Source organism: Citrobacter sp. RHB36-C18 (assembly GCF_013814485.1).
Classification (GTDB): domain Bacteria; phylum Pseudomonadota; class Gammaproteobacteria; order Enterobacterales; family Enterobacteriaceae; genus Citrobacter; species Citrobacter braakii.
Genome location: NZ_CP057125.1, coordinates 4,120,526 through 4,143,200, shown reverse-complemented (window position 1 = coordinate 4,143,200; position 22,675 = coordinate 4,120,526). Strand labels below are relative to the sequence as shown.

The following is a 22,675-nucleotide window of genomic DNA, read 5'->3' as shown; positions in this document are numbered from 1 at the left end:
AATCCTATAATTGACATTGAGCGATGGCAAGATCTTTGTCGCCATCCCGGGAGACACCGCACAGATAGCTCAGGCAGAAGGGCAGTTTACCCGCTGGTCATCGCTAACCAGCGTACTGTTGCGCCCAAGGCTCTTGGCCTCATAAAGGGCTTTATCCGCTCGGGCAACAGCGGCATCAATATCCTGCTCGACCAGAGGCGCAATACCAATACTCACGGTTACGTTGGTTGCCACGCTCTCGTTAAACATGTGAGGAATTTTAAGGTCGTACACCTTCTGGCGAATACGTTCGGCGGCAGCCTGGGCCTGCTGGGGATCGACCGCGGTCAGCAAAACCATAAACTCTTCCCCACCAAAGCGCGCCACCACGTCCCGGGAGCGCACGGAGTCACGAATCGCGGCAGAGACGCGGATCAGCGCCTGATCTCCCATCATATGACCGTAGTGATCGTTATAGGCTTTGAAATGGTCGATATCCAGCAGCAAGACGTAGTGCTTCGCGTTGCTCAAGGCCAACAGCGTATCGAGTCGGTGTTGTAGCCCCCGACGATTGTACAAACCGGTTAGCGGGTCGAGCATGCTGAGTCCGTTCAGGGTTTCCCGTTCTTCCAGCAGTTTATACATCAGCTGCTGGGCGAAGCCATCGTAGCGCTTTTGTATCACATGCTGGATGGCGATCCCGGCCATGGGCAGCGCCATAAAATAGATAATTCGCAAACCATGCTCGCTGCCATTCAGCCATAAACAGACGGCGACGGAAGGCAATGAGTGAAGCGTAAACGCGATGATATTATTGGCAAAAGCGATAGAACCAATAAACAGCACGCTGAGAAGCGCGATTAATAGAAAATAATAATCATTATGACCCAGAGCGTTATATTTCAGGAAAATATGTAATGCCCATAGCAAACCAAAAACGATTGAAATAAAAGGAAGATTAATTCTTTTATCCACATATTTCCTATGCCATGCCAGCAACAATGTACTCATCACGAGAATCAGCAATGCCGGTACTGACAACGCTTTGACGGCAAACAGGGGAAAAAAAAGCGTAAACAGTGCGGAGACTGCGTTGAGCAGCAGAAATAATCGTAAAGAGAGTTGGTATTTTTTGGTGCGCAGAGCTCGCCAGGATTGTACTGTCATAGGTAAATATTGTTAGTTATCTGCAATGTACGAAGGTGTGTTGGTAAATAAAACAAATAACGAACGGGGTATCATTCGCAGAGGTTTTTATTGTTTTTAGTTGAAAAGCTAACCGGCGAGCAATTTATCACCTTAAATTATTCATGTCATCAATCGTTAAGTAAAACTCATATAATTGATAGTGCCTCCCAGCTGACAAATGAGAAAATTTATCATATGATATTGGTTATCATTATCAATGTCATGGGTGGTACCATGTTGCAACGTACGCTGGGCAGTGGATGGGGTGTTCTGCTGCCGGGAATACTGATTGCCGGGATGGCATTTAGCGACCTGTCGGTCTACGTATGGAAGGCGATGATTGTATTAGGATTACTGTTGACTTCACTCATGCTGTACCACAAGCGTTTGCGGCATTTTGTCCTGTTGCCTTCATGTGCGGCGCTGATCGGCGGCATTGTTCTGGTGATGATGAACGGGAATCAGGGATGAACAAAATAGGGAAGAAAATCGAGAGGGAAATAAGATAATTGGTGCGAGGGGGGGGACTCGAACCCCCACATCCTAAGGACACTAACACCTGAAGCTAGCGCGTCTACCAATTCCGCCACCTTCGCACAGTCATCTTATTTTTTGATATCGCCTCGTTGGTGCGAGGGGGGGGACTCGAACCCCCACATCCTAAGGACACTAACACCTGAAGCTAGCGCGTCTACCAATTCCGCCACCTTCGCCCAGTGCGAGCAATATCAACGTGGATTATGGTGCGAGGGGGGGGACTTGAACCCCCACGTCCGAAAGGACACTAACACCTGAAGCTAGCGCGTCTACCAATTCCGCCACCTTCGCATACCATCGACACTCAAAAAAGTATCGTTACCACGGAGGCGCATTCTAGTGGTTTTCAACTTTTCGTCAATAGTTAATTGCCCAGGACGCGCTTAATTGATGTAAAAATGGGCGCTAAACGCAGGCCGTGTAAACGAAGTGCCACCCCGCATTTCGCAAACCCTGCCGGATGGCGGTGCAGGCACCTTATCCGGCATGGGATGGCCGTTCTACTTCTTCGCCTGACGCGTCATGATGGTGCGATAGACCTTGAAGCGACCGGTCTGCGCGATAACTTCGTGGAAGCCAAACACTTCATCCAGTACCTTCGGATAAGGCAGGAAGGCGTTCGCCACGATACGCAGTTCACCGCCGCTGTTGAGGTGGCGCACTGCACTACGAATCAGCGTTTGCGCGGCATCGAGGCTGGTCTGCATCCCGTCGTGGAACGGTGGGTTGGAGATGATCATATCAAAGCGACCCGTCACGTCAGAAAAGACGTTACTGGCGATTACGTCTCCTTCAATACCGTTGGCAGCAAGCGTTGCGCGGCTGGCTTCAACGGCGGCGGCACTAACATCGCACAGGGTTAAGCGCACTTTTGGCGAGTGGCTGGCTAAGGCGACGGAGAGTACGCCTGCACCACAGCCGACATCCAAAACTTTGCCTTTGGTGTGCGGCGTCAGCGTGGAGAGCAGCAGTTGGCTGCCAACATCCAGGCCGTCACGGCTGAATACGCCCGGCAGCGTTTTGATGGTCAGATTTTCGGTCTGGTATTCATCCCAGTATTTTTCTGCATCAAAGACCGGCTGTTTTTCCAGACGACCATGGTACAGGCCACAGCGACGCGCGCTGTCGACTTTGTTCAGCGGCGCGTATTCGGCCAGCATCTGCTCTGCGCTACGAACGCCGCTGCGGTTCTCACCAACAACAAAAATATCGGTGCCCACCGGTAACAGTGACAGAATGTTCATCAACTGGAACTGGGCTTCCGGCTTATTCTTCGGCCAGTAGTAGATCAGCGTATCGCTATCGGCAACGTCATCGGTCTGGGCGACGAGGCTAAAGCGAACGTTGTCGCCCATCTGGCGGTTAAGCACCTGCCAGTGGTGAAGCTGCTGAGTGTGCGCACGGCTGGCGGCGCATTCAAAATGGGCAGGCAGGTCATCCTGCAAATCACCGGCAAACAGAATACGGCTTTGTTCGAAATCATCACTGTGGCGCAGCAAGACTTCACTTGCCGGGGTAAAAGCAGACATGGAGTGCTCCTTAAATTGTACAGCGGGGGATTATAGTTGTTTGATGGCACGGATTCGACAAATTTGCTATATTTGCGCCCCTGATAGACAGGAGTGTTTCGCTATGACATCCCGACGAGACTGGCAGTTACAGCAACTGGGCATTACTCAGTGGTCATTGCGTCGTCCCGGAGCACTGCAGGGCGAGATCGCGATTTCAATTCCTGCGCACGTCCGTTTGGTGATGGTTGCTGCACAATTACCCGCACTAACCGAACCGTTGATGAGCGATATTTTACGCGCATTAACCGTCAGCCCGGATCAGGTTTTACAACTGACGCCTGACCGCGTCGCCATGCTACCGCAGGGCAGTCGCTGTAATAGCTGGCGGCTGGGAACCGAAGAGCCGCTGCTGCTGGAGGGCGCTCAGGTCGAGAGTCCTGCGTTTAATGAATTACGGGAAAACCCCGCGGCCCGCGCCGCGTTATGGCAACAAATCTGCGCATATGAACACGATTTCTTCCCTCGAACCGACTGATTTACCTGCAGCATTTCAGATTGAAAAACGCGCTCACGCTTTTCCGTGGAGTGAAAAAACATTTGCCAGCAACCAGGGCGATCGCTACCTCAATTTTCAGTTGAGGGTTGACGACGTAATGGCCGCCTTTGCGATTACACAGGTCGTGCTGGATGAAGCTACGCTGTTCAATATTGCCGTCGATCCTGACTTTCAGCGCCGGGGCCTGGGGCGTGAGCTACTGGAATACCTGATCGATGAGCTGGAAAAGCGTGGCATTTTGACACTGTGGCTTGAAGTGCGCGCCTCAAATGCTGCCGCTATCGCGCTGTACGAAAGCCTGGGCTTTAACGAGGCGACGATCCGGCGCAATTACTATCCGACGGCCGATGGTCATGAAGACGCCATTATAATGGCATTGCCAATCAGCATGTAAGACAAGGTGTAATGATGAAGAAGTGGGACTGGATTTTCTTTGATGCCGACGAAACGCTGTTTACGTTTGACTCGTTTACCGGCTTACAGCGGATGTTTCTCGACTATAGCATTACCTTTACCGCTGAAGATTTTCAGGACTACCTGGCCGTAAATAAACCGCTGTGGGTGGATTATCAAAATGGTGCGATTACCTCATTACAACTCCAGCACGCTCGTTTTCAGAGCTGGGCTGAACGCCTGAAGGTTGAGCCAGGCCAGCTTAATGACGCCTTTATCAATGCGATGGCGGAGATCTGCTCGCCGTTGCCAGGGGCGGTTTCTCTGCTCAATGCGATTCGTGATAAAACAAAAATCGGTATTATTACTAACGGCTTTACGGCGTTGCAGCAAATCCGCCTTGAGCGGACGGGGCTGCGCGACTATTTCGACCTGCTGGTGATTTCTGAGCAGGTTGGCGTGGCAAAACCCGATCCCCGTATTTTTGACCATGCGCTGGAGCAGGCGGGCAATCCTGAGCGTTCTCGCGTACTGATGGTGGGCGACACCGCAGAGTCCGATATTCTTGGCGGCATTAACGCCGGGCTATCCACCTGCTGGCTAAATACGCACCACCGCGAGCAGCCAGCGGGCATTCAGCCGACCTGGACCGTGGCGTCATTAAGTGAACTGGAGCGGCTCCTGTGTAAACACTGATTGCCTCCCCCCCGTTGATGGGTAAAATAGCCGCAATTTTTCGTATTCAACTTGCACGGCCTGTTGCCGTGCTTACCTAAGAAGATTTGACTATGACGTTGTCTCCTTATTTGCAAGAGGTGGCCAAACGCCGCACTTTTGCCATTATTTCTCACCCGGATGCCGGTAAAACGACAATTACTGAAAAGGTACTGTTATTCGGACAGGCGATTCAGACCGCCGGTACGGTAAAAGGCCGTGGCTCCAGCCAGCATGCGAAATCTGACTGGATGGAAATGGAAAAGCAGCGTGGTATCTCCATTACCACCTCTGTGATGCAGTTTCCATATCATGACTGCCTGGTAAACCTGCTGGACACCCCAGGGCACGAAGACTTCTCTGAAGATACATACCGTACTCTGACGGCGGTGGACTGCTGCCTGATGGTCATCGACGCAGCAAAAGGTGTTGAAGACCGGACCCGTAAGCTGATGGAAGTTACCCGTCTGCGTGATACCCCGATCCTGACCTTTATGAACAAACTCGACCGTGACATCCGCGATCCGATGGAGCTGCTGGATGAAGTCGAGAATGAACTGAAAATCGGCTGTGCGCCGATCACCTGGCCGATTGGCTGCGGTAAGTTGTTCAAAGGCGTCTATCACCTATATAAAGACGAAACTTACCTGTACCAGACGGGTAAAGGCCACACCATTCAGGAAGTGCGCATTGTTAAAGGTCTGAACAACCCTGAACTCGATGCCGCCGTGGGGGAAGACCTGGCGCAGCAGCTGCGCGACGAGCTGGAGCTGGTGCAGGGCGCGTCTAACGAGTTCGACCATGAGCTGTTCCTCGCGGGCGAAATCACCCCGGTATTCTTCGGTACCGCGCTCGGTAACTTCGGCGTTGATCATATGCTGGATGGCTTAGTGGAGTGGGCGCCTGCGCCGATGCCGCGTAAAACCGACACCCGTGTCGTTGAAGCCTCAGAAGAGAAGTTCACCGGCTTCGTGTTTAAAATTCAGGCCAACATGGACCCGAAACACCGTGACCGCGTGGCGTTTATGCGCGTGGTGTCCGGCAAGTACGAGAAAGGTATGAAAATGCGCCAGGTGCGCATTGGTAAAGACGTGGTTATCTCCGATGCGCTGACTTTTATGGCCGGTGACCGTTCTCACGTGGAAGAAGCGTATCCGGGCGATATTCTGGGTCTGCACAACCACGGCACTATCCAGATTGGCGATACCTTTACCCAAGGCGAAATGATGAAGTTCACCGGTATTCCGAACTTCGCGCCGGAGCTGTTCCGTCGTATTCGTCTGAAGGATCCGTTGAAGCAGAAACAGCTGCTGAAAGGGCTGGTTCAGCTGTCCGAAGAGGGCGCAGTGCAGGTTTTCCGTCCGATCGCTAATAACGATCTGATCGTGGGCGCTGTTGGTGTGCTGCAGTTCGACGTGGTGGTTTCACGCCTGAAGAGCGAATACAACGTTGAAGCGATTTATGAGTCGGTCAACGTAGCGACAGCACGCTGGGTAGAGTGTTCTGACGTGAAGAAATTCGAAGAATTCAAGCGTAAAAACGAAATTCAGCTGGCGCTGGATGGCGGCGATAACCTCACTTATATCGCGCCGACCATGGTTAACCTGAATCTCACCCAGGAACGTTACCCTGACGTTCAGTTCCGCAAAACGCGCGAACACTAATCGACCTTCAGGGCACGGTATCCGCCGTGCCCTACAACTTTTCCTGTCTTTTAAATCCCTTGCGGAATGTTCTTAAAACCTCTCGTTTTTCTTTTGTTTGCACGTTTTTTAGTCAATCTGGACTGCGATCACGAAATCCTGAACTATATTTAACAATGTGATGACATAAATGTCGGCGTTAAATGCTTTTTAGGCTGCCTGTTGCAGCTTCTATTGCTGATATTTATTCCACTTACAAGATTAGTTGCTGGCTCAAGCCGTTTTACGGCAGAGCGCAGCTTTTAGCAAACATACAGGAATACATCGATGACAATGACAGGACTTAAGATTTCTAAAACGCTGCTGGCCGTGATGCTGACCTCCGCTGTTGCAACGGGTTCTGCTTATGCAGAAAACTCCACGACGGATAAAACGCAATCCGGCGTCGAAAGTGCGGGGCAGAAAGTCGATAGCTCCATGAACAAAGTCGGTAATTTCATGGATGACAGCACCATCACTGCGAAAGTAAAAGCCGCGCTGGTGGATCACGATAGCATTAAGAGCACCGACATTTCCGTTAAAACCGACCAGAAGGTGGTGACGCTAAGCGGGTTTGTTGAAAGCCAGGCACAGGCCGAAGAGGCAGTTAAAGTCGCCAAAGGCGTTGAGGGTGTGACCTCCGTTAGCGACAAACTGCACGTACGTGATAGCAAAGACACTTCTGTAAAAGGCTATGCGGGCGATACGGCAATCACCAGTGAGGTAAAAGCCAAGCTGCTGGCCGATGATATTGTCCCTTCCCGCAAAGTGAAAGTTGAAACCACCGATGGCGTGGTACAGCTTTCAGGAACCGTTGAATCACAGGCTCAAAGCGATCGCGCTGAGAGCATCGCCAAAGCGATTGATGGCGTGAAAAGCGTCAAAAACGATCTTAAAACTCACTAATTAGACTTAATTCGTCCTCCCGACGTTTGTCGGGAGGCGTGTTGTGCACCACACTGAAAATATCGCCGATGGGCAGCCTGAGTGCTCATATCAAGCGGTGACATTAACTATGGTAAAGGAGAAGCGCATGTTTCGATGGGGCATCATATTTCTGGTTATCGCGTTAATTGCCGCTGCACTGGGTTTTGGTGGACTGGCGGGTACCGCTGCTGGCGCAGCGAAAATTGTTTTTGTGGTGGGGATCATTCTGTTTCTGGTCAGCCTGTTTACAGGTCGTAAACGGCCCTAGCGACATCCCCTTTATTCTTCAAGTTAAAGGTGCGTGGGCTACGCGTGCTCGCCCGTATCACTTACCAGAGTAAGCTGGTCGGGATTCACGCCCTTGCCGCCTTCTTGTGACTCGAATTATTTTGGGGATTAACCGTAAAGATAACTTGCTACTAAGCCAGTCCACCGGACTGGCTTTTACGGTTTTAGCATCAGGCAATTTGCGTTACTTTGTTGTTCTATTACAAAAACAACAGGAAGGCAGAGGTGGGGCAGAGAATACCCGTCACGCTCGGTAATATTGCGCCGTTATCGTTACGTCCGTTTCAACCAGGCAGTATGGCGCTGGTGTGTGAGGGCGGCGGACAAAGAGGCATCTTCACCGCTGGCGTATTGGATGAATTCATGCGCGCGCAGTTCAATCCTTTTGATCTCTTCTACGGGACCTCCGCTGGTGCGCAAAACCTTTCAGCCTATCTTTGTAACCAGCCGGGTTACGGTCGTAAAGTCATCATGCGTTACACTACCCGACGTGAATTTTTTGACCCGGTGCGCTTTGTGCGCGGGGGAAATTTAATCGATCTCGATTGGCTAGTGGATTCGACCGCGTCCCAGATGCCGCTGGCGATGGATAACGCCGAGCGCCTGTTTGCCGCAGGGAAATCGTTTTATATGTGCGCCTGTCGGGGCGATGACTACACGCCTGGCTATTTTTCGCCGAACCGGCAAAACTGGCTCGATCTTATTCGTGCCTCCAGCGCGATTCCCGGGTTCTACCGCGCCGGGGTTGCGCTGGATGGTGTGAATTATCTCGATGGGGGAGTCAGCGACGCCATTCCCGTGCAGGAAGCGGCGAAGCAGGGGGCAAAAACGCTGGTGGTTATCCGCACCGTGCCTTCGCAAATGTATTACACCCCGCAGTGGTTCAAGCGTATGGAACGCTGGCTGGGCGAAAGCAGCCTGCAACCGCTGCTGAATCTGGTCCAGCACCATGAAGCCAGCTATCGCGCGATTCAGAGTTTTATTGAGAAACCGCCGGGCAAGCTGCGTATCTTTGAGATCTACCCGCCCAAACCGCTCCATAGCATGGCATTAGGAAGCCGTATTCCGGCGCTGCGGGAAGATTACAAGACCGGACGCCTGTGTGGTCGTTACTTCCTGGCAACCGTCGGCAAGCTGCTGGCGAAAAATGCGCCGTTGCCTCGTCAGACGCCGAAGATTGTGGTGCCGGGACCGGTCGTGGTTCCTCCCGCGCCGGTGGCTAACGATGCTCACGCGCCGGTGGTGACCAATGCGCCTCAGGCTAACGACACGACGTTTAATAATGAGGATTTGGCGTGAGTTATCGTTTTATTGATACGCATTGTCACTTTGATTTTCCGCCGTTTACGGGCGATGAATCTGCCAGTATTCAGGGCGCGACTGACGTCGGCGTGCAAAGCATTATCGTTCCGGCCACCCAGGCGGCAAATTTTTCCCGTGTACTGGCGTTAGCGGAAAATTACCCTCCATTGTTTGCCGCCCTGGGGCTGCACCCCATTGTTATTGAGCAACATAGCGATGACTGCCTGGAGCAGTTGCAGCAGGCGCTGGATAAGCGCCCGCAAAAGCTGGTGGCGGTAGGCGAGATTGGGCTGGATCTTTATCGGGACGATCCGCAATTCGATAAGCAAGAGCGGCTGCTGGAAGCGCAGCTTAAGCTGGCGAAGCGTTACGAGCTGCCGGTGATCCTGCATTCGCGGCGCACTCATGACAAGCTGGCGATGCACCTGAAACGCCATGCTTTACCGCGAACCGGCGTGGTGCATGGGTTTTCCGGGAGCGTGCAGCAGGCCGAACGTTTTGTGCAACTGGGCTACAAAATTGGCGTGGGCGGCACCATTACCTATCCGCGCGCCAGTAAAACCCGCGAGGTAATGGCGCAACTGCCGCTGGACTCACTGCTGCTGGAAACTGACGCGCCGGATATGCCGCTCAACGGCTTTCAGGGACAGCCGAATCGCCCGGAGCAGGTGGTCAGAGTCTTTGATGTCCTCTGCGAGCTGCGCCCGGAACCTGCGGATGTTATCGCTGATGCGCTGTATCGCAATACGACGGCGTTATTTGATTTTTAATTGCCGGACTACGGATACGTCGCATCCGGCAATTACAGGTACAGCGCCGGGAAGATCAAATTATCCACTCCGCGCTCGCGCAATCCTTGCGCCAGTTGCTCCACATCCTCAGGCGTGGCGCTCGGCCAGTCCTTCGCTTCGCCGTACACCCCGTGCGCATGAAAGGCATTTAGCCGCACTGGTACATCACCTGAACGTTTGATAAACGCCGCCAGTGCATCGATATGCTGTAGATAATCCACGTGGCCAGGAATAACCAGCAGGCGCAGTTCCGCAAGTTTTCCCTGCCCGGACAAAAAGGTAATGCTTTGTTTAATCAGCGTGTTATCGCGGCCAGTCAACTGTCGATGACACGCGCTATCCCAGGCTTTTAAATCGAGCATTACGCCGTCGCATACCGGCAGCAGTTTTTGCCAGCCGGTTTCGCTCAGCATGCCGTTGCTGTCTACCATGCAGGTCAGGTGTTGCAGTTGCGGATCGGTTTTGATCGCGTTAAACAGCGCCACGATAAACGGCAACTGGGTGGTCGCTTCGCCGCCGCTGACCGTAATTCCTTCAATAAACAGCACCGCCTTGCGAATATGCTGCAGCACTTCATCAACGCTCAGGGTTTGCGCCATCGGCGTGGCCTGCTGTGGGCACATGTGCAGGCAGGTATCGCACTGCTGACATACGTCGGATTGCCATCTCACTTTCCCCGCACTCAGGCTCAGCGCCTCATGCGGGCAATGCAGGACACATTCCCCGCAGTCGTTGCAGCGTCCCATCGTCCACGGATTGTGGCAATTTTTACAGCGCAGGTTACATCCTTGCAGAAACAGAGCCAGGCGACTGCCCGGCCCGTCGACGCAGGAGAAAGGAATGATCTTACTTACTGAAGCGCATCTGCTGTTCATGGCTAATCACGCGAGGTTGTCGTTCCAGAATGCGGGTATTGCGCGCGGCTTCTTCGCCCAGCCAGGTGGTGTTGGTGCGTGAACCTTCGGCGCGATATTTTTCCAGATCCGACAGGCGTACCATATAGCCGGTGACGCGGACCAGATCGTTACCACTCACGTTGGCAGTAAACTCACGCATCCCAGCTTTAAACGCCCCGAGGCACAATTGCACCAGCGCCTGAGGATTGCGCTTGATGGTTTCATCCAGCGTGAGAATGTCGCTGATCCCAGCGTGATAATACGCATGATGCGGCGCGACGGTTTGCAGGTGAGTGATCGGATCCGGCTCATCGCCGTAGGGCAGACGCGCGCCCGGCGTGGTGCCGATGTCAGAACTGATCCCTGACTGTGCGTGCAGCATTGCGCGCTGCTTCCAGCCAAATTTCACCGGGGTACTTTCTACAAACTCCGCCAGTTGGGCGCTGATGCGATAGCCGAGCTGATTGGCGACCTCGTCTTTTCCGTAGCGAGCATTCTGCCCCGCCTTATCGCACAGCAGGTTCACCGCCTCCGCCAGGCCATACATGCCGAACATAGGGACAAAACGTTCGGGATCAATCAACCCTTCCTGCACCAGGAAGCTATTCTCAAAGAAATGTGATTTTTCATAGAGGAATTCACATCGTGAATCAATGATGGCGATTTGCTGCTGGCAATAGTGCGGTAGGGTGCGCGTAAAGAAGTCATCGACAGAGGTGCTGCGCTCTGCGATGGCTTTCAGATTGAGCCTGACCAGCGTGCTTCCACCCCCGGCGAGCGGCAATGAGTTGTAACAGCTGACGACGCCATACTGACCTTTTGTGAAAATTTTATCATTTTCGGGGCCGTTGGAAATGTGCGGCTTACTGCACTCGCAGATATTTTGCGCCACGTTGAGCAGCAGGTCGTCAGGTGTAATTTGCGGATCATAAATGAACGTCAGATTAGGCGAAACCTGCTTTAACTCTGCGTCTGCGCGTAAAATTGCACGGGTGACAGGCGTATCTGCGGGGCCGATATTGGCATGCATAAATGCGTCTGGCAGGGTTCTGTCGAGATAACGCCAGAAACGTTTTATTCGAATATCGATCTCATCTTGTGTTAGAATTCTAACATACGGTTGCAACAGAACGTCGAGCTGGCCGAGATAGACCGGCATCGAGGTGACTGACGGAACGTGGTGATACAGGATGGTGAGTAAGGATAACGCGTCATCAAGATCCCTGGCTCCTTCCAGTTCCAGCCATGAGGAACCGTTGGCCAGAAAACGCGCGTAGTCGGGTAAAACATAGCGCGGTTTGAACGGGGCATGACCTTCATACATATCGCAGATCACCCCGTCATCCAGCGCCTGGCGAGCCTCAGCAGGTAGTTGCGGGTAAGGCAGCGCGTTTTCAGCCTCCAGCGCCAGGAAGTGGCGTTTCTGCTCAGGGCTGAGCACCGGACTGGTCACGATTTGTTGGCAACGCTGTTGCAGCGCGAGTTCGCTTGAAGTGGGCATCGTTGATTCCTTTTAATCCCGAAGGTGTAACGCCATTGTAGAAAGCAACGCCGCCACAACCTTTGATCCGGATGCGCCTGATGCCACCGCATCCCTTCTTGAAAGGTGATTTATTTGAAGTAGATCTCATTAGAGTAATGCAAATCTGTATGTGGTTTTCATTAACTGTGATGTATATCGAAGTGTAATAGCGAGCGGATGTTAGAATACTAACAAACTCGCAAGGTGAAATTTTATACGGCGATGCCGTTGGAGAATGTTATGACCGATTTAACAGCAAGCAGCCTGCGTGCACTGAAACTGATGGACCTGACCACCCTGAATGACGACGACACCAATGAAAAAGTGATCGCGCTGTGTCATCAGGCGAAGACCCCGGTAGGCAACACTGCCGCTATTTGCATCTATCCGCGTTTCATCCCTATCGCGCGTAAGACGCTGAAAGAGCAAGGCACTCCGGACATCCGTATTGCAACCGTGACCAACTTCCCGCACGGCAACGACGACATCGAGATTGCGCTGGCTGAAACCCGCGCGGCGATTGCCTACGGCGCGGATGAAGTTGACGTGGTGTTCCCTTACCGTGCCCTGATCGCCGGTAACGAGCAGGTTGGTTTTGATCTGGTTAAAGCATGTAAAGATGCGTGTGCGGCGGCAAACGTGCTGCTGAAAGTGATCATCGAAACCGGTGAGCTGAAAGAAGAGAGTCTTATCCGTAAAGCGTCTGAAATCTCCATCAAAGCGGGTGCTGATTTCATCAAAACCTCTACCGGTAAAGTGCCGGTAAATGCGACGCCGGAAAGCGCACGCATCATGATGGAAGTGATCCGCGACATGGGCGTTTCTAAAACTGTAGGTTTCAAACCGGCAGGCGGCGTGCGTACCGCAGAAGATGCACAGCAGTTCCTGGCGATTGCCGACGAACTGTTTGGCGCTGACTGGGCCGATTCCCGTCACTATCGTTTTGGCGCATCCAGCCTGCTGGCGAGCTTGCTGAAAGCGCTGGGTCACGGCGATGGTAAGAGCGCAAGCAGCTACTAATTACTCGTCATACTGCAAGCCGCAGGTGCGTTAGCTGCACTCCCTCACCCCAGTCACTTACTGTAGTAAGCGCCTGGGGATGAGTTTCCTTGCCGCTTCCTGCGACTCGAATTGTTTAGAGTAATCATTCATTGCAGTGGGTTTTCCGCTGCATTTAACCTGATTTATCGGGGGTTACCATGTTTCTCGCACAAGAAATTATTCGTAAAAAACGTGATGGTCATGCGCTGAGCGATGAAGAGATTCGTTTCTTTATCAATGGGATTCGCGACAACACCATCTCTGAAGGGCAAATCGCCGCCCTGGCGATGACCATTTTCTTCCACGATATGACAATGCCTGAGCGTGTTTCGCTGACCATGGCAATGCGTGATTCAGGAACCGTGCTGGACTGGAAAAGCCTGCAGCTGAACGGCCCGATTGTGGATAAACACTCTACCGGCGGCGTGGGTGACGTAACGTCACTGATGTTAGGCCCGATGGTCGCTGCATGTGGCGGCTATATTCCGATGATCTCCGGACGTGGTCTGGGTCATACCGGCGGTACGCTCGATAAACTGGAAGCCATCCCAGGGTTTGACATCTTCCCGGACGATGCGCGTTTCCGTGAAATTATTAAAGACGTGGGTGTGGCGATTATTGGGCAAACCAGCTCGCTCGCACCGGCGGATAAACGTTTTTACGCCACCCGCGATATTACCGCGACGGTGGATTCCATCCCGCTGATTACCGGCTCTATCCTGGCGAAAAAGCTGGCGGAAGGGCTGGATGCGCTGGTGATGGACGTGAAAGTAGGCAGCGGCGCCTTTATGCCGACCTATGAGCTTTCTGAAGCGCTTGCCGAAGCGATTGTCGGCGTGGCGAACGGGGCGGGTGTACGTACCACCGCGCTGTTAACCGATATGAACCAGGTACTGGCATCCAGCGCAGGTAACGCGGTAGAAGTCCGCGAAGCGGTGCAGTTCCTGACAGGTGAATACCGCAATCCACGTCTGTTAGACGTCACGATGGCGCTGTGCGTGGAAATGCTGATCTCCGGCAATCTGGCGAAAGATGATGCCGAAGCCCGTGCGAAATTGCAGGCGGTGCTGGATAACGGCAAAGCGGCAGAGATTTTTGGTCGCATGGTTGCGGCGCAGAAAGGCCCGACCGATTTCGTCGAAAATTATGCGAAGTACCTGCCGACGGCAATGCTCAGCAAAGCGGTATATGCTGATACCGAAGGTTTTGTCAGCGCTATGGATACCCGTGCGCTGGGTATGGCGGTTGTTTCCATGGGCGGCGGTCGTCGTCAGGCTTCGGACACCATTGATTACAGCGTTGGCTTTAGCGACATGGCGCGTCTGGGCGACAGCGTAGACGGACAGCGTCCGCTGGCGGTGATCCACGCCAAAGACGAAGCCAACTGGCAGGAAGCGGCGAAAGCGGTCAAAGCGGCAATTAGCCTTGACGATAAAGCGCCAGAAATTACACCGACAGTCTATCGTCGTATTACCGAATAACTGTATACTGATCTGATCGCTTTTTTGCGGCGCAGATGTTGGAGAACAAGATGAAACGTGCATTTATTATGGTGCTGGACTCCTTTGGTATTGGTGCGACTGAAGATGCGGATCGCTTTGGCGACGTAGGCTCAGACACTATGGGACACATTGCAGAAGCCTGTGCGAAAGGCGAAGCTGACAAGGGTCGCAAAGGTCCACTGAATCTGCCTAACCTGACCCGTCTGGGCCTGGTGAAAGCTCACGAAGGTTCTACCGGTAAAATTGCTGCTGGTATGGACGGTAACGCGGAAGTGATTGGTGCCTACGCCTGGGCGCATGAACTCTCTTCCGGGAAAGACACGCCGTCTGGCCACTGGGAAATCGCGGGTGTTCCGGTTCTGTTTGACTGGGGTTATTTCTCCGATCATGACAACAGCTTCCCGCAGGAACTGCTGGATAAACTGGTCAAACGTGCCAACCTGCCGGGCTACCTCGGCAACTGCCACTCTTCCGGTACCGTGATCCTGGATCAACTGGGTGAAGAGCATATGAAAACCGGCAAGCCGATTTTCTATACTTCTGCAGACTCCGTGTTCCAGATTGCCTGTCACGAAGAGACTTTTGGCCTGGATAAACTCTACGAACTGTGTGAAATCGCTCGTGAAGAACTGACCGAAGGTGGTTACAACATCGGTCGTGTTATCGCGCGTCCGTTTATCGGTGATAAAGCGGGTAATTTCCAGCGTACCGGTAACCGTCACGATCTGGCCGTTGAGCCGCCAGCACCGACTGTGCTGCAGAAACTGGTCGACGAGAAAGACGGTCACGTGGTTTCCGTCGGTAAAATCGCGGATATTTACGCTAACTGCGGCATCACCAAAAAAGTGAAAGCTACCGGCCTGGACGCGCTGTTCGACGCCACCATCAAAGAGATGAAAGAAGCGGGTGATAAGACCATCGTCTTCACTAACTTCGTTGATTTCGACTCTTCCTGGGGACATCGTCGCGATATCGCTGGTTACGCTGCAGGTCTGGAACTGTTCGACCGCCGTTTACCTGAACTGATGGAACTGGTGGGTGAAGATGACATTCTGATCCTGACCGCTGACCACGGCTGTGACCCGAGCTGGACCGGCACTGACCACACCCGTGAGCACATTCCGGTGCTGGTTTACGGCCCGAAAGTGAAACCAGGCTCTTTAGGTCACCGTGAAACTTTCGCGGATATTGGCCAGACGCTGGCGAGCTACTTTGGTACATCGCCGATGGACTACGGTAAAAACATGCTGTGATACCCGTTGTCTTTCGCGCTGTAGATGCGTTGACTTCATTCGCTCACCCCGGTCACATAGGTAATCTATGCTCCCGGGGGTACCGAATTCGTCGCCTTCCAACAACGCGAAATCCTTAGGGTATTTGAATTCGTTTTGTCGGTTGGGTAAGGCAGTGCTACCCCCCGACAAAAACAATAAATCAAAAGGGAACTGAAGATGGCAACTCCACATATTAATGCAGAAATGGGTGATTTCGCTGACGTCGTATTGATGCCGGGCGACCCGCTGCGCGCAAAGCATATTGCTGAAACTTTCCTCGAAGATGTTCGTGAAGTGAACAACGTTCGCGGCATGTTAGGTTTCACCGGTACTTACAAAGGCCGTAAGATCTCCGTTATGGGTCACGGGATGGGTATCCCGTCCTGCTCTATCTACACCAAAGAGCTGATCACCGATTTTGGCGTGAAGAAAATCATTCGCGTAGGCTCCTGCGGCGCTGTGCGTATGGACGTTAAACTGCGTGACGTGGTTATCGGTATGGGCGCCTGCACCGACTCCAAAGTAAACCGTATCCGTTTTAAAGATCATGACTTCGCAGCTATCGCTGACTTCGACATGGTGCGTAATGCAGTTGATGCGGCAAAAGCGCTGGGCGTAGACGCGCGCGTGGGCAACCTGTTCTCCGCTGACCTGTTCTACTCTCCGGACGGCGAAATGTTCGACGTAATGGAAAAATACGGCGTGCTGGGCGTGGAAATGGAAGCGGCGGGTATCTACGGCGTTGCGGCTGAGTTTGGTGCGAAAGCGCTGACCATCTGCACCGTGTCCGACCATATCCGTACTCACGAGCAGACCACTGCCGCTGAACGTCAGACGACCTTCAACGACATGATCAAAATCGCACTGGAATCCGTTCTGCTGGGCGATAAAGAGTAAGTGTTGTGATGCCCGGTAGCGCTGCGCTTACCGGGCTACAATCGATGTATGCCGGACCGCCATCCGGCATTTTCAGGCCAGCGTTTAGCTCACTGCACTGGCAATCCACGCTGACAGCTCGCGTAACTCTTTCTCCTGCCCTGGGAAATCAACCAGCAGCGCTTCGCACTCCTGTTGCAGCATATCCGCACGGTACAAACACCCCTGCAGACGACCCGCCAGCGCTTCTAACGGCGCGGGATTGAGGCTGTCGGTAAAGACCTGCGTACGGGTGATATGACCTTTTTCCACGTCGAAATGCAGCTCAACGCCGCCCCAGGTGAAACGCTCGTCCAGAAGATGCGAGAACGCGGGCGCCTGACCAAAATTCCACTCCCAACTGCTCTGACGGGCAAAGGTTTCGGCAAAGTTCGGCAGATCCGGGGTTTTGTCCGGCGAGATAATTTCCGCTTCGACACGTTCGCCGTAGTGGGCAAAAAAGGCTTCCGTGATAGCCTGACAGACCTGTTGATGGGTGATGCCCGGCAACAGCTCCGTTAGATTCGCTACGCGTGAGCGAACCGAGGTGATGCCTTTGGCGGCGAGTTTCTTTTTATCTGGATTGAGATAGTTTGCCAGGCGGCTGAGATCGGCGTTCAACAAAAGCGTGCCGTGGTGGAATCCGCGGTCTTTCGTTTCCCGATAAGCAGAGCCGGAAACTTTGCGATCGCCGTCTGGCGTTTTCACGACCAGATCGTTACGCCCGGAGGCGTCGGCGTCTACGCCCAGCGCGTTCAGGGCATGGAGGACAATAGCAGTAGAGATGGTTTTGTCGTACTCCGGTTTACCGGCCATAAAGGTAAAGCAGGTATTGCCTAAGTCATGGAACACCGCGCCGCCGCCGCTGCTGCGACGGGCGAGCCGCACGTTGTCTTCTTCCATACGGCGGGTATTACACTCTTTCCACGGGTTTTGCGCCCGGCCAATCACCACCGTATCGGCGTTACGCCACAAGAACAGGACGCGCTGCGTGGCGGGCATCTGGCGAAAAATGCACTCTTCGACCGCGAGGTTAAACCACGGATCGTAAGAGTCTGAGATAAGCAGGCGTAGTGTCGTCATGGTCGATTTCCTTTCTGTTATTACTCTTTCTTCTCGTTATCTTCTTCCTGTACCGGTTTGTTGGCGGTCAGCAGGAAAGGGGATTGCTGCCAGCGGGTGCGCTTGCCTTGCAATAAGGTACGGGTGAGCACCACGCCAATTGCCAGTGACAGAAGCAGCATTAGGCGTAAGATGTTGGTGGTGTTATCCACCTGCTTGGCTTCGGTGGCGAGCGTGTGGGTATCCAGCGTCAGGCGTAGATAGCCCAGCGGACCATTTCTTCCCTGAATGGGCTCGACAATCTGCTGGTTAAAATAGCCCCCGGCTTTTTTGCCGTCCAACGCCAGTCGGTCTCGAACGTTGACGCTCTCACCGGTGCGTGTAATCAGGTCTCCCTGTTCATCGTAGACCCCCGCATCCAGAATACGGCTACTTTCCGTGAGCTGCGAGAGTACCGCTTTAATGCGCTTTTCATCCGGCGTTTCGGTACGCATCAGCGGGGCGACGTTCAAGGAGACCTGGCGAGCCAGCGTGCGCGCCAGCTCTTCGAGCTGCGGATTACGCTGCTGTTGGTGGCTTTGACTAAACCAGGACGCGCCCTGCATCAGAGCAACGAGCAGCGCAAGGCAGGACAATACAATCACTGCACGATGAAGTCGGAATTTCAGTTTTGTGCGAGCCATATTCCACCTGCTGAAAATTTGAGACTTAATGTTGCCAGAAGCGCTGGTTACAGGGTAGCCTCATGCGTTATTTTCCCCTGATGATTCCGACCCGAACGATTTTACAGGAGCTTTAATGCCTAACATTACCTGGTGCGATCTACCTGAAGATGTTTCTCTGTGGCCAGGTCTGCCTCTCTCTTTAAGCGGTGATGAAGTCATGCCGCTGGATTACCACGCGGGCCGCAGTGGCTGGCTGCTGTACGGTCGTGGGCTGGATAAACAACGGTTAACGCAATACCAGAGCAAACTGGGTGCAGCGATGGTGATCGTGGCGGCGTGGTGCGTTGAGGATTATCAGGTGATTCGTCTGGCGGGCTCGTTAACGCCGCGTGCGGCAAAACTGGCGCATGATGCCAAACTGGATGTTGCGCCACTGGGTAAAATTCCGCATTTGCGCACGCCGGGTTTGCTGGTGATGGACATGGATTCAACGGCTATCCAGATCGAGTGTATCGATGAAATTGCCAAACTGGCGGGAACCGGCGAAATGGTTGCGGAAGTCACCGAACGCGCGATGCGCGGCGAGCTGGACTTTACCGCCAGCTTGCGCAGCCGCGTGGCGACGTTGAAGGGCGCTGATGCCAATATTTTGCACCAGGTGCGCGAAACGCTACCACTGATGCCTGGCCTGACTCAGCTGGTGTTAAAACTGGAAACGCTCGGCTGGAAAGTGGCAATTGCCTCCGGCGGTTTTACCTTCTTTGCCGATTATCTGCGTAACAAACTACGTCTGACGGCGGCTGTGGCAAACGAGCTGGAGATCATGGACGGTAAATTCACCGGCAACGTGATCGGCGATATCGTCGATGCGCAGTACAAAGCCAACACCCTGACCCGCCTGGCGCAGGAGTATGAGATCCCGATGGCGCAGACGGTGGCGATCGGCGATGGTGCCAACGATCTGCCGATGATCAAAACGGCTGGACTGGGTATAGCGTATCATGCCAAACCCAAAGTGAATGAAAAGACGGAGATTACGATCCGTCACGCTGACCTGATGGGCGTGTTCTGCATTCTCTCTGGCAGCATGAACCAGAAATGATTTAATTGCCTGATGGCAAAGTGACCGTAGGCCGGATAAGCGCCCACGCTGTCCGGTAAACGCGCTAACGAAAGAGGTAAAACGTGGCCAAAGCTCCAAAACGCGCCTTTGTTTGTAACGAATGCGGGGCCGATTACCCGCGCTGGCAAGGGCAATGCAGCGCCTGTCAGGCCTGGAACACCATTATCGAGGTACGCCTTGCTGCGTCACCAACGGTGGCGCGTAACGAGCGGCTCAGCGGCTATGCCGGGAATGCGGGCATCGCAAAAGTGCAGAAGCTGTCTGATATCAGCCTTGAAGAGTTGCCGCGTTTTTCCACCGGATTTAAAGAGTTTGACCGCGTGCTGGGCGGCGGTGTGGTGCCCGGTAGCGCCATCCTGATTGGCGGTAACCCCGGCGCAGGGAAATCAACGCTGCTGCTGCAAACGCTGTGCAAGCTCGCTGAGCAGATGAAAACCCTGTACGTCACCGGCGAAGAGTCTTTGCAACAGGTGGCGATGCGCGCGCATCGACTCGGTCTGCCGACGGCGAATCTGAACATGCTGTCGGAAACCAGTATCGAACAAATTTGCCTGATTGCCGAAGAAGAACAGCCGAGGCTGATGGTTATCGACTCCATTCAGGTGATGCACATGGCGGATATTCAGTCTTCGCCGGGCAGCGTGGCACAGGTGCGCGAAACCGCGGCTTATCTGACCCGCTTTGCCAAAACGCGCGGCGTGGCGATTGTCATGGTCGGCCACGTCACCAAAGACGGCTCGCTGGCCGGTCCAAAGGTGCTGGAGCACTGTATTGACTGCTCGGTGCTGCTCGACGGCGACGCCGATTCTCGTTTCCGTACTCTGCGTAGCCATAAAAACCGCTTTGGCGCGGTGAATGAACTGGGCGTCTTTGCCATGACCGAACAGGGGCTGCGTGAAGTTAGCAACCCTTCCGCTATCTTCTTAAGCCGTGGCGATGAAGTCACCTCCGGCAGTTCAGTGATGGTGGTCTGGGAAGGCACGCGCCCGTTGCTGGTGGAGATTCAGGCGCTGGTCGACCATTCGATGATGGCGAATCCGCGTCGTGTGGCGGTCGGTCTGGAGCAGAACCGTCTGGCGATTCTGCTGGCCGTGCTGCATCGTCACGGCGGCTTGCAGATGGCGGATCAGGACGTGTTCGTCAACGTGGTTGGCGGCGTGAAGGTTACCGAAACCAGCGCCGATCTGGCACTGCTACTGGCAATGGTTTCCAGCCTGCGCGACCGACCGCTGCCGCAGGACTTAGTGGTCTTTGGCGAAGTGGGACTGGCGGGCGAAATCCGTCCGGTACCCAGCGGCCAGGAGCGTATTTCCGAAGCGGCGAAGCACGGCTTTCGTCGGGCGATTGTTCCTGCCGCCAACGTGCCGAAAAAAGTGCCGGAAGGGATGCAGGTCTTTGGCGTTAAGAAGCTTACGGATGCTTTAAGCGTGTTTGACGACCTATAATAAAATACCCGCCGTCTTTCCGGCGGTATTGGGTATTACGTTTATTTTTACAGCAGGAGGCTCTTGTGTCATTTGATTATCTGAAAACTGCCATTAAGCAAAAGGGCTGTACCCTGCAACAGGTGGCAGATGCCAGTGGCATGACCAAGGGATATTTAAGTCAACTGCTGAATGCCAAAATTAAAAGTCCCAGCGCGCAAAAGCTGGAGGCGTTGCACCGGTTTCTCGGGCTGGAGTTTCCGCGCCAGCAGAAGAATATCGGTGTGGTATTCGGTAAGTTTTATCCGCTGCATACCGGCCATATCTATCTTATCCAGCGCGCGTGTAGTCAGGTCGATGAACTGCATATCATCATGGGGTATGACGACACGCGCGATCGCAGCCTGTTTGAAGACAGCGCTATGTCGCAACAGCCCACGGTGCCCGATCGTCTACGCTGGCTGCTGCAAACCTTTAAGTATCAGAAAAATATCCGTATTCATGCCTTCAACGAAGAGGGTATGGAGCCGTACCCACACGGTTGGGATGTGTGGAGCAACGGGATCAAAACGTTTATGCAGGAGAAAGGGATCCAGCCTAACTGGATTTACACCTCTGAAGAGTCAGATGCCCCGCAGTATCTGGAACATCTGGGGATCGAAACCGTGCTGGTAGATCCCAAACGAACGTTTATGAACATCAGCGGCGGGCAAATCCGTGAGAACCCGTTTCGCTACTGGGAGTATATTCCTACAGAAGTGAAGCCGTTTTTCGTGCGCACCGTGGCGATCCTCGGCGGAGAGTCGAGCGGAAAATCGACGCTGGTGAACAAGCTCGCCAATATCTTTAACACTACCAGTGCGTGGGAATATGGGCGTGATTACGTCTTCTCCCATTTGGGTGGTGATGAGATGGCGTTGCAGTATTCCGACTACGATAAAATCGCCCTGGGACAAGCCCAATACATTGATTTTGCTGTCAAGTATGCCAATAAAGTGGCGTTTATTGACACCGATTTCGTTACCACTCAGGCCTTCTGCAAAAAGTATGAAGGGCGTGAACACCCGTTTGTGCAGGCCCTGATTGACGAGTACCGCTTTGACCTGGTGATCCTGCTGGAGAACAATACTCCATGGGTGGCGGATGGCTTACGCAGTCTCGGCAGTTCGGTTGACAGAAAAGCGTTTCAGTCGCTGCTGGTCGAGATGCTGCAGGAAAACAATATCAATTTTGTGCACGTTCAGGAGCCCGACTATGACGGTCGATTTCTGCGCTGCGTGGAGTTGGTGAAAGAGTTGATGGGCGAGCAGAGATAGCGTAAATGCCGGATGGCGTTGCGCTTATCCGGCCTACAAGTCGCACTAACCTCGTAGGCCGGATGAG

22 protein-coding genes and 3 tRNA genes are annotated in these 22,675 nt (G+C 53.6%); 16 read left to right on the top strand and 9 right to left on the bottom strand.

The genetic code is table 11. The annotated features are described in order from the left end of the window. Window positions 1-69: 69 nt before the first annotated feature. Window positions 70-1,146, bottom strand: a complete 1,077-nt coding sequence (locus HVZ52_RS19700) for a GGDEF domain-containing protein (RefSeq protein ID WP_181598611.1) — start codon at window positions 1,144-1,146, stop codon at window positions 70-72. A gap of 216 nt (window positions 1,147-1,362) precedes the next feature. On the opposite strand from HVZ52_RS19700, the gene HVZ52_RS19695 reads away from it, so the two are divergent. Next, the gene (locus tag HVZ52_RS19695; RefSeq protein WP_047502323.1) at window positions 1,363-1,638 is read left to right on the top strand and encodes a DUF1435 domain-containing protein; all 276 of its coding nucleotides are present in this window, start codon (window positions 1,363-1,365) and stop codon (window positions 1,636-1,638) included. A gap of 39 nt (window positions 1,639-1,677) precedes the next feature. Here HVZ52_RS19695 and HVZ52_RS19690 read toward each other — a convergent pair. From HVZ52_RS19690 to rsmC, 4 genes are all read right to left on the bottom strand, one after another. Next, window positions 1,678-1,763 (bottom strand) — tRNA-Leu (locus HVZ52_RS19690). A gap of 31 nt (window positions 1,764-1,794) precedes the next feature. Further along, window positions 1,795-1,880: transfer RNA gene (locus HVZ52_RS19685), tRNA-Leu, on the bottom strand. A gap of 28 nt (window positions 1,881-1,908) precedes the next feature. Continuing rightward, window positions 1,909-1,995, bottom strand: a tRNA-Leu gene (locus HVZ52_RS19680). A 209-nt stretch (window positions 1,996-2,204) separates the two neighbouring features. Further along, window positions 2,205-3,233, bottom strand: coding sequence for a 16S rRNA (guanine(1207)-N(2))-methyltransferase RsmC (gene rsmC / locus HVZ52_RS19675; RefSeq protein WP_181598610.1), 1,029 nt, complete (start codon window positions 3,231-3,233; stop codon window positions 2,205-2,207). Window positions 3,234-3,336: 103 nt separating this feature from the next. Between rsmC and holD the strand changes: the two genes are divergently transcribed. The 8 genes from holD to HVZ52_RS19635 all read left to right on the top strand — a co-directional run bounded on the left by holD (window position 3,337) and on the right by HVZ52_RS19635 (window position 9,847). After that, window positions 3,337-3,750, top strand: coding sequence for a DNA polymerase III subunit psi (gene holD / locus HVZ52_RS19670; protein WP_003837254.1), 414 nt, complete (start codon window positions 3,337-3,339; stop codon window positions 3,748-3,750). After that, entirely contained in the window at window positions 3,719-4,165 is a 447-nt protein-coding gene (gene rimI / locus HVZ52_RS19665) for a ribosomal protein S18-alanine N-acetyltransferase (protein WP_005123887.1), read from the top strand. The genes holD and rimI overlap by 32 nt, the downstream gene beginning before the upstream one ends. A 14-nt stretch (window positions 4,166-4,179) precedes the next feature. Further along, entirely contained in the window at window positions 4,180-4,860 is a 681-nt protein-coding gene (yjjG, locus tag HVZ52_RS19660) for a pyrimidine 5'-nucleotidase (RefSeq protein ID WP_181599307.1), read from the top strand. Window positions 4,861-4,952: 92 nt separating this feature from the next. Continuing rightward, a complete protein-coding gene (gene prfC, locus HVZ52_RS19655; RefSeq protein ID WP_016151601.1) occupies window positions 4,953-6,542 on the top strand; it encodes a peptide chain release factor 3 in 1,590 nt (529 codons plus the stop codon). 306 nt (window positions 6,543-6,848) lie between these two features. Continuing rightward, window positions 6,849-7,466, top strand: a complete 618-nt coding sequence (gene osmY / locus HVZ52_RS19650) for a molecular chaperone OsmY (protein WP_016151602.1) — start codon at window positions 6,849-6,851, stop codon at window positions 7,464-7,466. Window positions 7,467-7,593: 127 nt separating this feature from the next. After that, the gene (locus HVZ52_RS19645; RefSeq protein ID WP_003019081.1) at window positions 7,594-7,755 is read left to right on the top strand and encodes a DUF1328 family protein; all 162 of its coding nucleotides are present in this window, start codon (window positions 7,594-7,596) and stop codon (window positions 7,753-7,755) included. 245 nt (window positions 7,756-8,000) lie between these two features. After that, a complete protein-coding gene (locus tag HVZ52_RS19640) occupies window positions 8,001-9,074 on the top strand; it encodes a patatin family protein (RefSeq protein ID WP_016151604.1) in 1,074 nt (357 codons plus the stop codon). Further along, entirely contained in the window at window positions 9,071-9,847 is a 777-nt protein-coding gene (locus HVZ52_RS19635; RefSeq protein ID WP_053389011.1) for a metal-dependent hydrolase, read from the top strand. Before HVZ52_RS19640 ends, HVZ52_RS19635 begins: the two co-directional genes overlap by 4 nt. A 32-nt stretch (window positions 9,848-9,879) precedes the next feature. Here the strand turns inward: HVZ52_RS19635 and HVZ52_RS19630 are convergent, their stop codons facing one another. Next, entirely contained in the window at window positions 9,880-10,743 is an 864-nt protein-coding gene (locus HVZ52_RS19630; protein ID WP_047358375.1) for a YjjW family glycine radical enzyme activase, read from the bottom strand. Next, on the bottom strand, window positions 10,715-12,265 hold the full coding sequence (locus tag HVZ52_RS19625) for a YjjI family glycine radical enzyme (protein WP_019078317.1): 1,551 nt from the start codon (window positions 12,263-12,265) through the stop codon (window positions 10,715-10,717). The genes HVZ52_RS19630 and HVZ52_RS19625 overlap by 29 nt, the downstream gene beginning before the upstream one ends. Before the next feature lie 261 nt (window positions 12,266-12,526). On the opposite strand from HVZ52_RS19625, the gene deoC reads away from it, so the two are divergent. The 4 genes from deoC (at window position 12,527) to deoD (ending at window position 17,000) form a co-directional block, all read left to right on the top strand. After that, a complete protein-coding gene (gene deoC, locus HVZ52_RS19620; RefSeq protein ID WP_016155634.1) occupies window positions 12,527-13,306 on the top strand; it encodes a deoxyribose-phosphate aldolase in 780 nt (259 codons plus the stop codon). Between the two features lie 179 nt (window positions 13,307-13,485). Continuing rightward, window positions 13,486-14,808 (top strand): thymidine phosphorylase, encoded by a 1,323-nt coding sequence (gene deoA / locus HVZ52_RS19615; protein ID WP_153646620.1) that lies wholly within the window; start codon window positions 13,486-13,488, stop codon window positions 14,806-14,808. A gap of 50 nt (window positions 14,809-14,858) precedes the next feature. Continuing rightward, the gene (gene deoB / locus HVZ52_RS19610) at window positions 14,859-16,082 is read left to right on the top strand and encodes a phosphopentomutase (protein ID WP_016151610.1); all 1,224 of its coding nucleotides are present in this window, start codon (window positions 14,859-14,861) and stop codon (window positions 16,080-16,082) included. 198 nt (window positions 16,083-16,280) lie between these two features. Then, complete coding sequence (gene deoD, locus HVZ52_RS19605) at window positions 16,281-17,000, top strand: purine-nucleoside phosphorylase (RefSeq protein WP_000224864.1); 720 nt, start codon at window positions 16,281-16,283, stop codon at window positions 16,998-17,000. Between the two features lie 84 nt (window positions 17,001-17,084). Here deoD and lplA read toward each other — a convergent pair whose 3' ends face one another. Both lplA and HVZ52_RS19595 read right to left on the bottom strand, forming a co-directional pair. After that, the gene (lplA, locus tag HVZ52_RS19600) at window positions 17,085-18,101 is read right to left on the bottom strand and encodes a lipoate--protein ligase LplA (protein ID WP_016155635.1); all 1,017 of its coding nucleotides are present in this window, start codon (window positions 18,099-18,101) and stop codon (window positions 17,085-17,087) included. A 20-nt stretch (window positions 18,102-18,121) separates the two neighbouring features. Beyond that, complete coding sequence (locus HVZ52_RS19595; protein ID WP_016151612.1) at window positions 18,122-18,763, bottom strand: YtjB family periplasmic protein; 642 nt, start codon at window positions 18,761-18,763, stop codon at window positions 18,122-18,124. A 115-nt stretch (window positions 18,764-18,878) separates the two neighbouring features. Here HVZ52_RS19595 and serB point away from each other — a divergent pair, with 115 nt between their 5' ends. From serB to nadR, 3 genes are all read left to right on the top strand, one after another. Then, entirely contained in the window at window positions 18,879-19,847 is a 969-nt protein-coding gene (serB, locus tag HVZ52_RS19590) for a phosphoserine phosphatase (RefSeq protein ID WP_003829946.1), read from the top strand. Window positions 19,848-19,930: 83 nt separating this feature from the next. Then, the gene (gene radA / locus HVZ52_RS19585) at window positions 19,931-21,313 is read left to right on the top strand and encodes a DNA repair protein RadA (protein ID WP_181598609.1); all 1,383 of its coding nucleotides are present in this window, start codon (window positions 19,931-19,933) and stop codon (window positions 21,311-21,313) included. 65 nt (window positions 21,314-21,378) lie between these two features. Next, a complete protein-coding gene (nadR, locus tag HVZ52_RS19580) occupies window positions 21,379-22,608 on the top strand; it encodes a multifunctional transcriptional regulator/nicotinamide-nucleotide adenylyltransferase/ribosylnicotinamide kinase NadR (RefSeq protein ID WP_016151614.1) in 1,230 nt (409 codons plus the stop codon). The last annotated feature ends 67 nt before the right edge of the window (window positions 22,609-22,675 follow it).

Excerpts from the sequence above, each read along its gene's own strand:
- deoB (WP_016151610.1), top strand. The coding sequence starts at position 14,859 with ATGAAACGTGCATTTATTATGGTGCTGGACTCCTTTGGTATTGGTGCG.
- rsmC (WP_181598610.1), bottom strand. The coding sequence starts at position 3,233 with ATGTCTGCTTTTACCCCGGCAAGTGAAGTCTTGCTGCGCCACAGTGAT.
- serB (WP_003829946.1), top strand. The coding sequence starts at position 18,879 with ATGCCTAACATTACCTGGTGCGATCTACCTGAAGATGTTTCTCTGTGG.
- HVZ52_RS19630 (WP_047358375.1), bottom strand. The coding sequence starts at position 10,743 with ATGAACAGCAGATGCGCTTCAGTAAGTAAGATCATTCCTTTCTCCTGC.
- HVZ52_RS19695 (WP_047502323.1), top strand. The coding sequence starts at position 1,363 with ATGATATTGGTTATCATTATCAATGTCATGGGTGGTACCATGTTGCAA.
- HVZ52_RS19595 (WP_016151612.1), bottom strand. The coding sequence starts at position 18,763 with ATGGCTCGCACAAAACTGAAATTCCGACTTCATCGTGCAGTGATTGTA.
- HVZ52_RS19645 (WP_003019081.1), top strand. The coding sequence starts at position 7,594 with ATGTTTCGATGGGGCATCATATTTCTGGTTATCGCGTTAATTGCCGCT.
- HVZ52_RS19625 (WP_019078317.1), bottom strand. The coding sequence starts at position 12,265 with ATGCCCACTTCAAGCGAACTCGCGCTGCAACAGCGTTGCCAACAAATC.
- yjjG (WP_181599307.1), top strand. The coding sequence starts at position 4,180 with ATGAAGAAGTGGGACTGGATTTTCTTTGATGCCGACGAAACGCTGTTT.
- lplA (WP_016155635.1), bottom strand. The coding sequence starts at position 18,101 with ATGACGACACTACGCCTGCTTATCTCAGACTCTTACGATCCGTGGTTT.
- deoA (WP_153646620.1), top strand. The coding sequence starts at position 13,486 with ATGTTTCTCGCACAAGAAATTATTCGTAAAAAACGTGATGGTCATGCG.
- osmY (WP_016151602.1), top strand. The coding sequence starts at position 6,849 with ATGACAATGACAGGACTTAAGATTTCTAAAACGCTGCTGGCCGTGATG.
- holD (WP_003837254.1), top strand. The coding sequence starts at position 3,337 with ATGACATCCCGACGAGACTGGCAGTTACAGCAACTGGGCATTACTCAG.
- deoD (WP_000224864.1), top strand. The coding sequence starts at position 16,281 with ATGGCAACTCCACATATTAATGCAGAAATGGGTGATTTCGCTGACGTC.
- prfC (WP_016151601.1), top strand. The coding sequence starts at position 4,953 with ATGACGTTGTCTCCTTATTTGCAAGAGGTGGCCAAACGCCGCACTTTT.
- rimI (WP_005123887.1), top strand. The coding sequence starts at position 3,719 with ATGAACACGATTTCTTCCCTCGAACCGACTGATTTACCTGCAGCATTT.
- deoC (WP_016155634.1), top strand. The coding sequence starts at position 12,527 with ATGACCGATTTAACAGCAAGCAGCCTGCGTGCACTGAAACTGATGGAC.
- HVZ52_RS19700 (WP_181598611.1), bottom strand. The coding sequence starts at position 1,146 with ATGACAGTACAATCCTGGCGAGCTCTGCGCACCAAAAAATACCAACTC.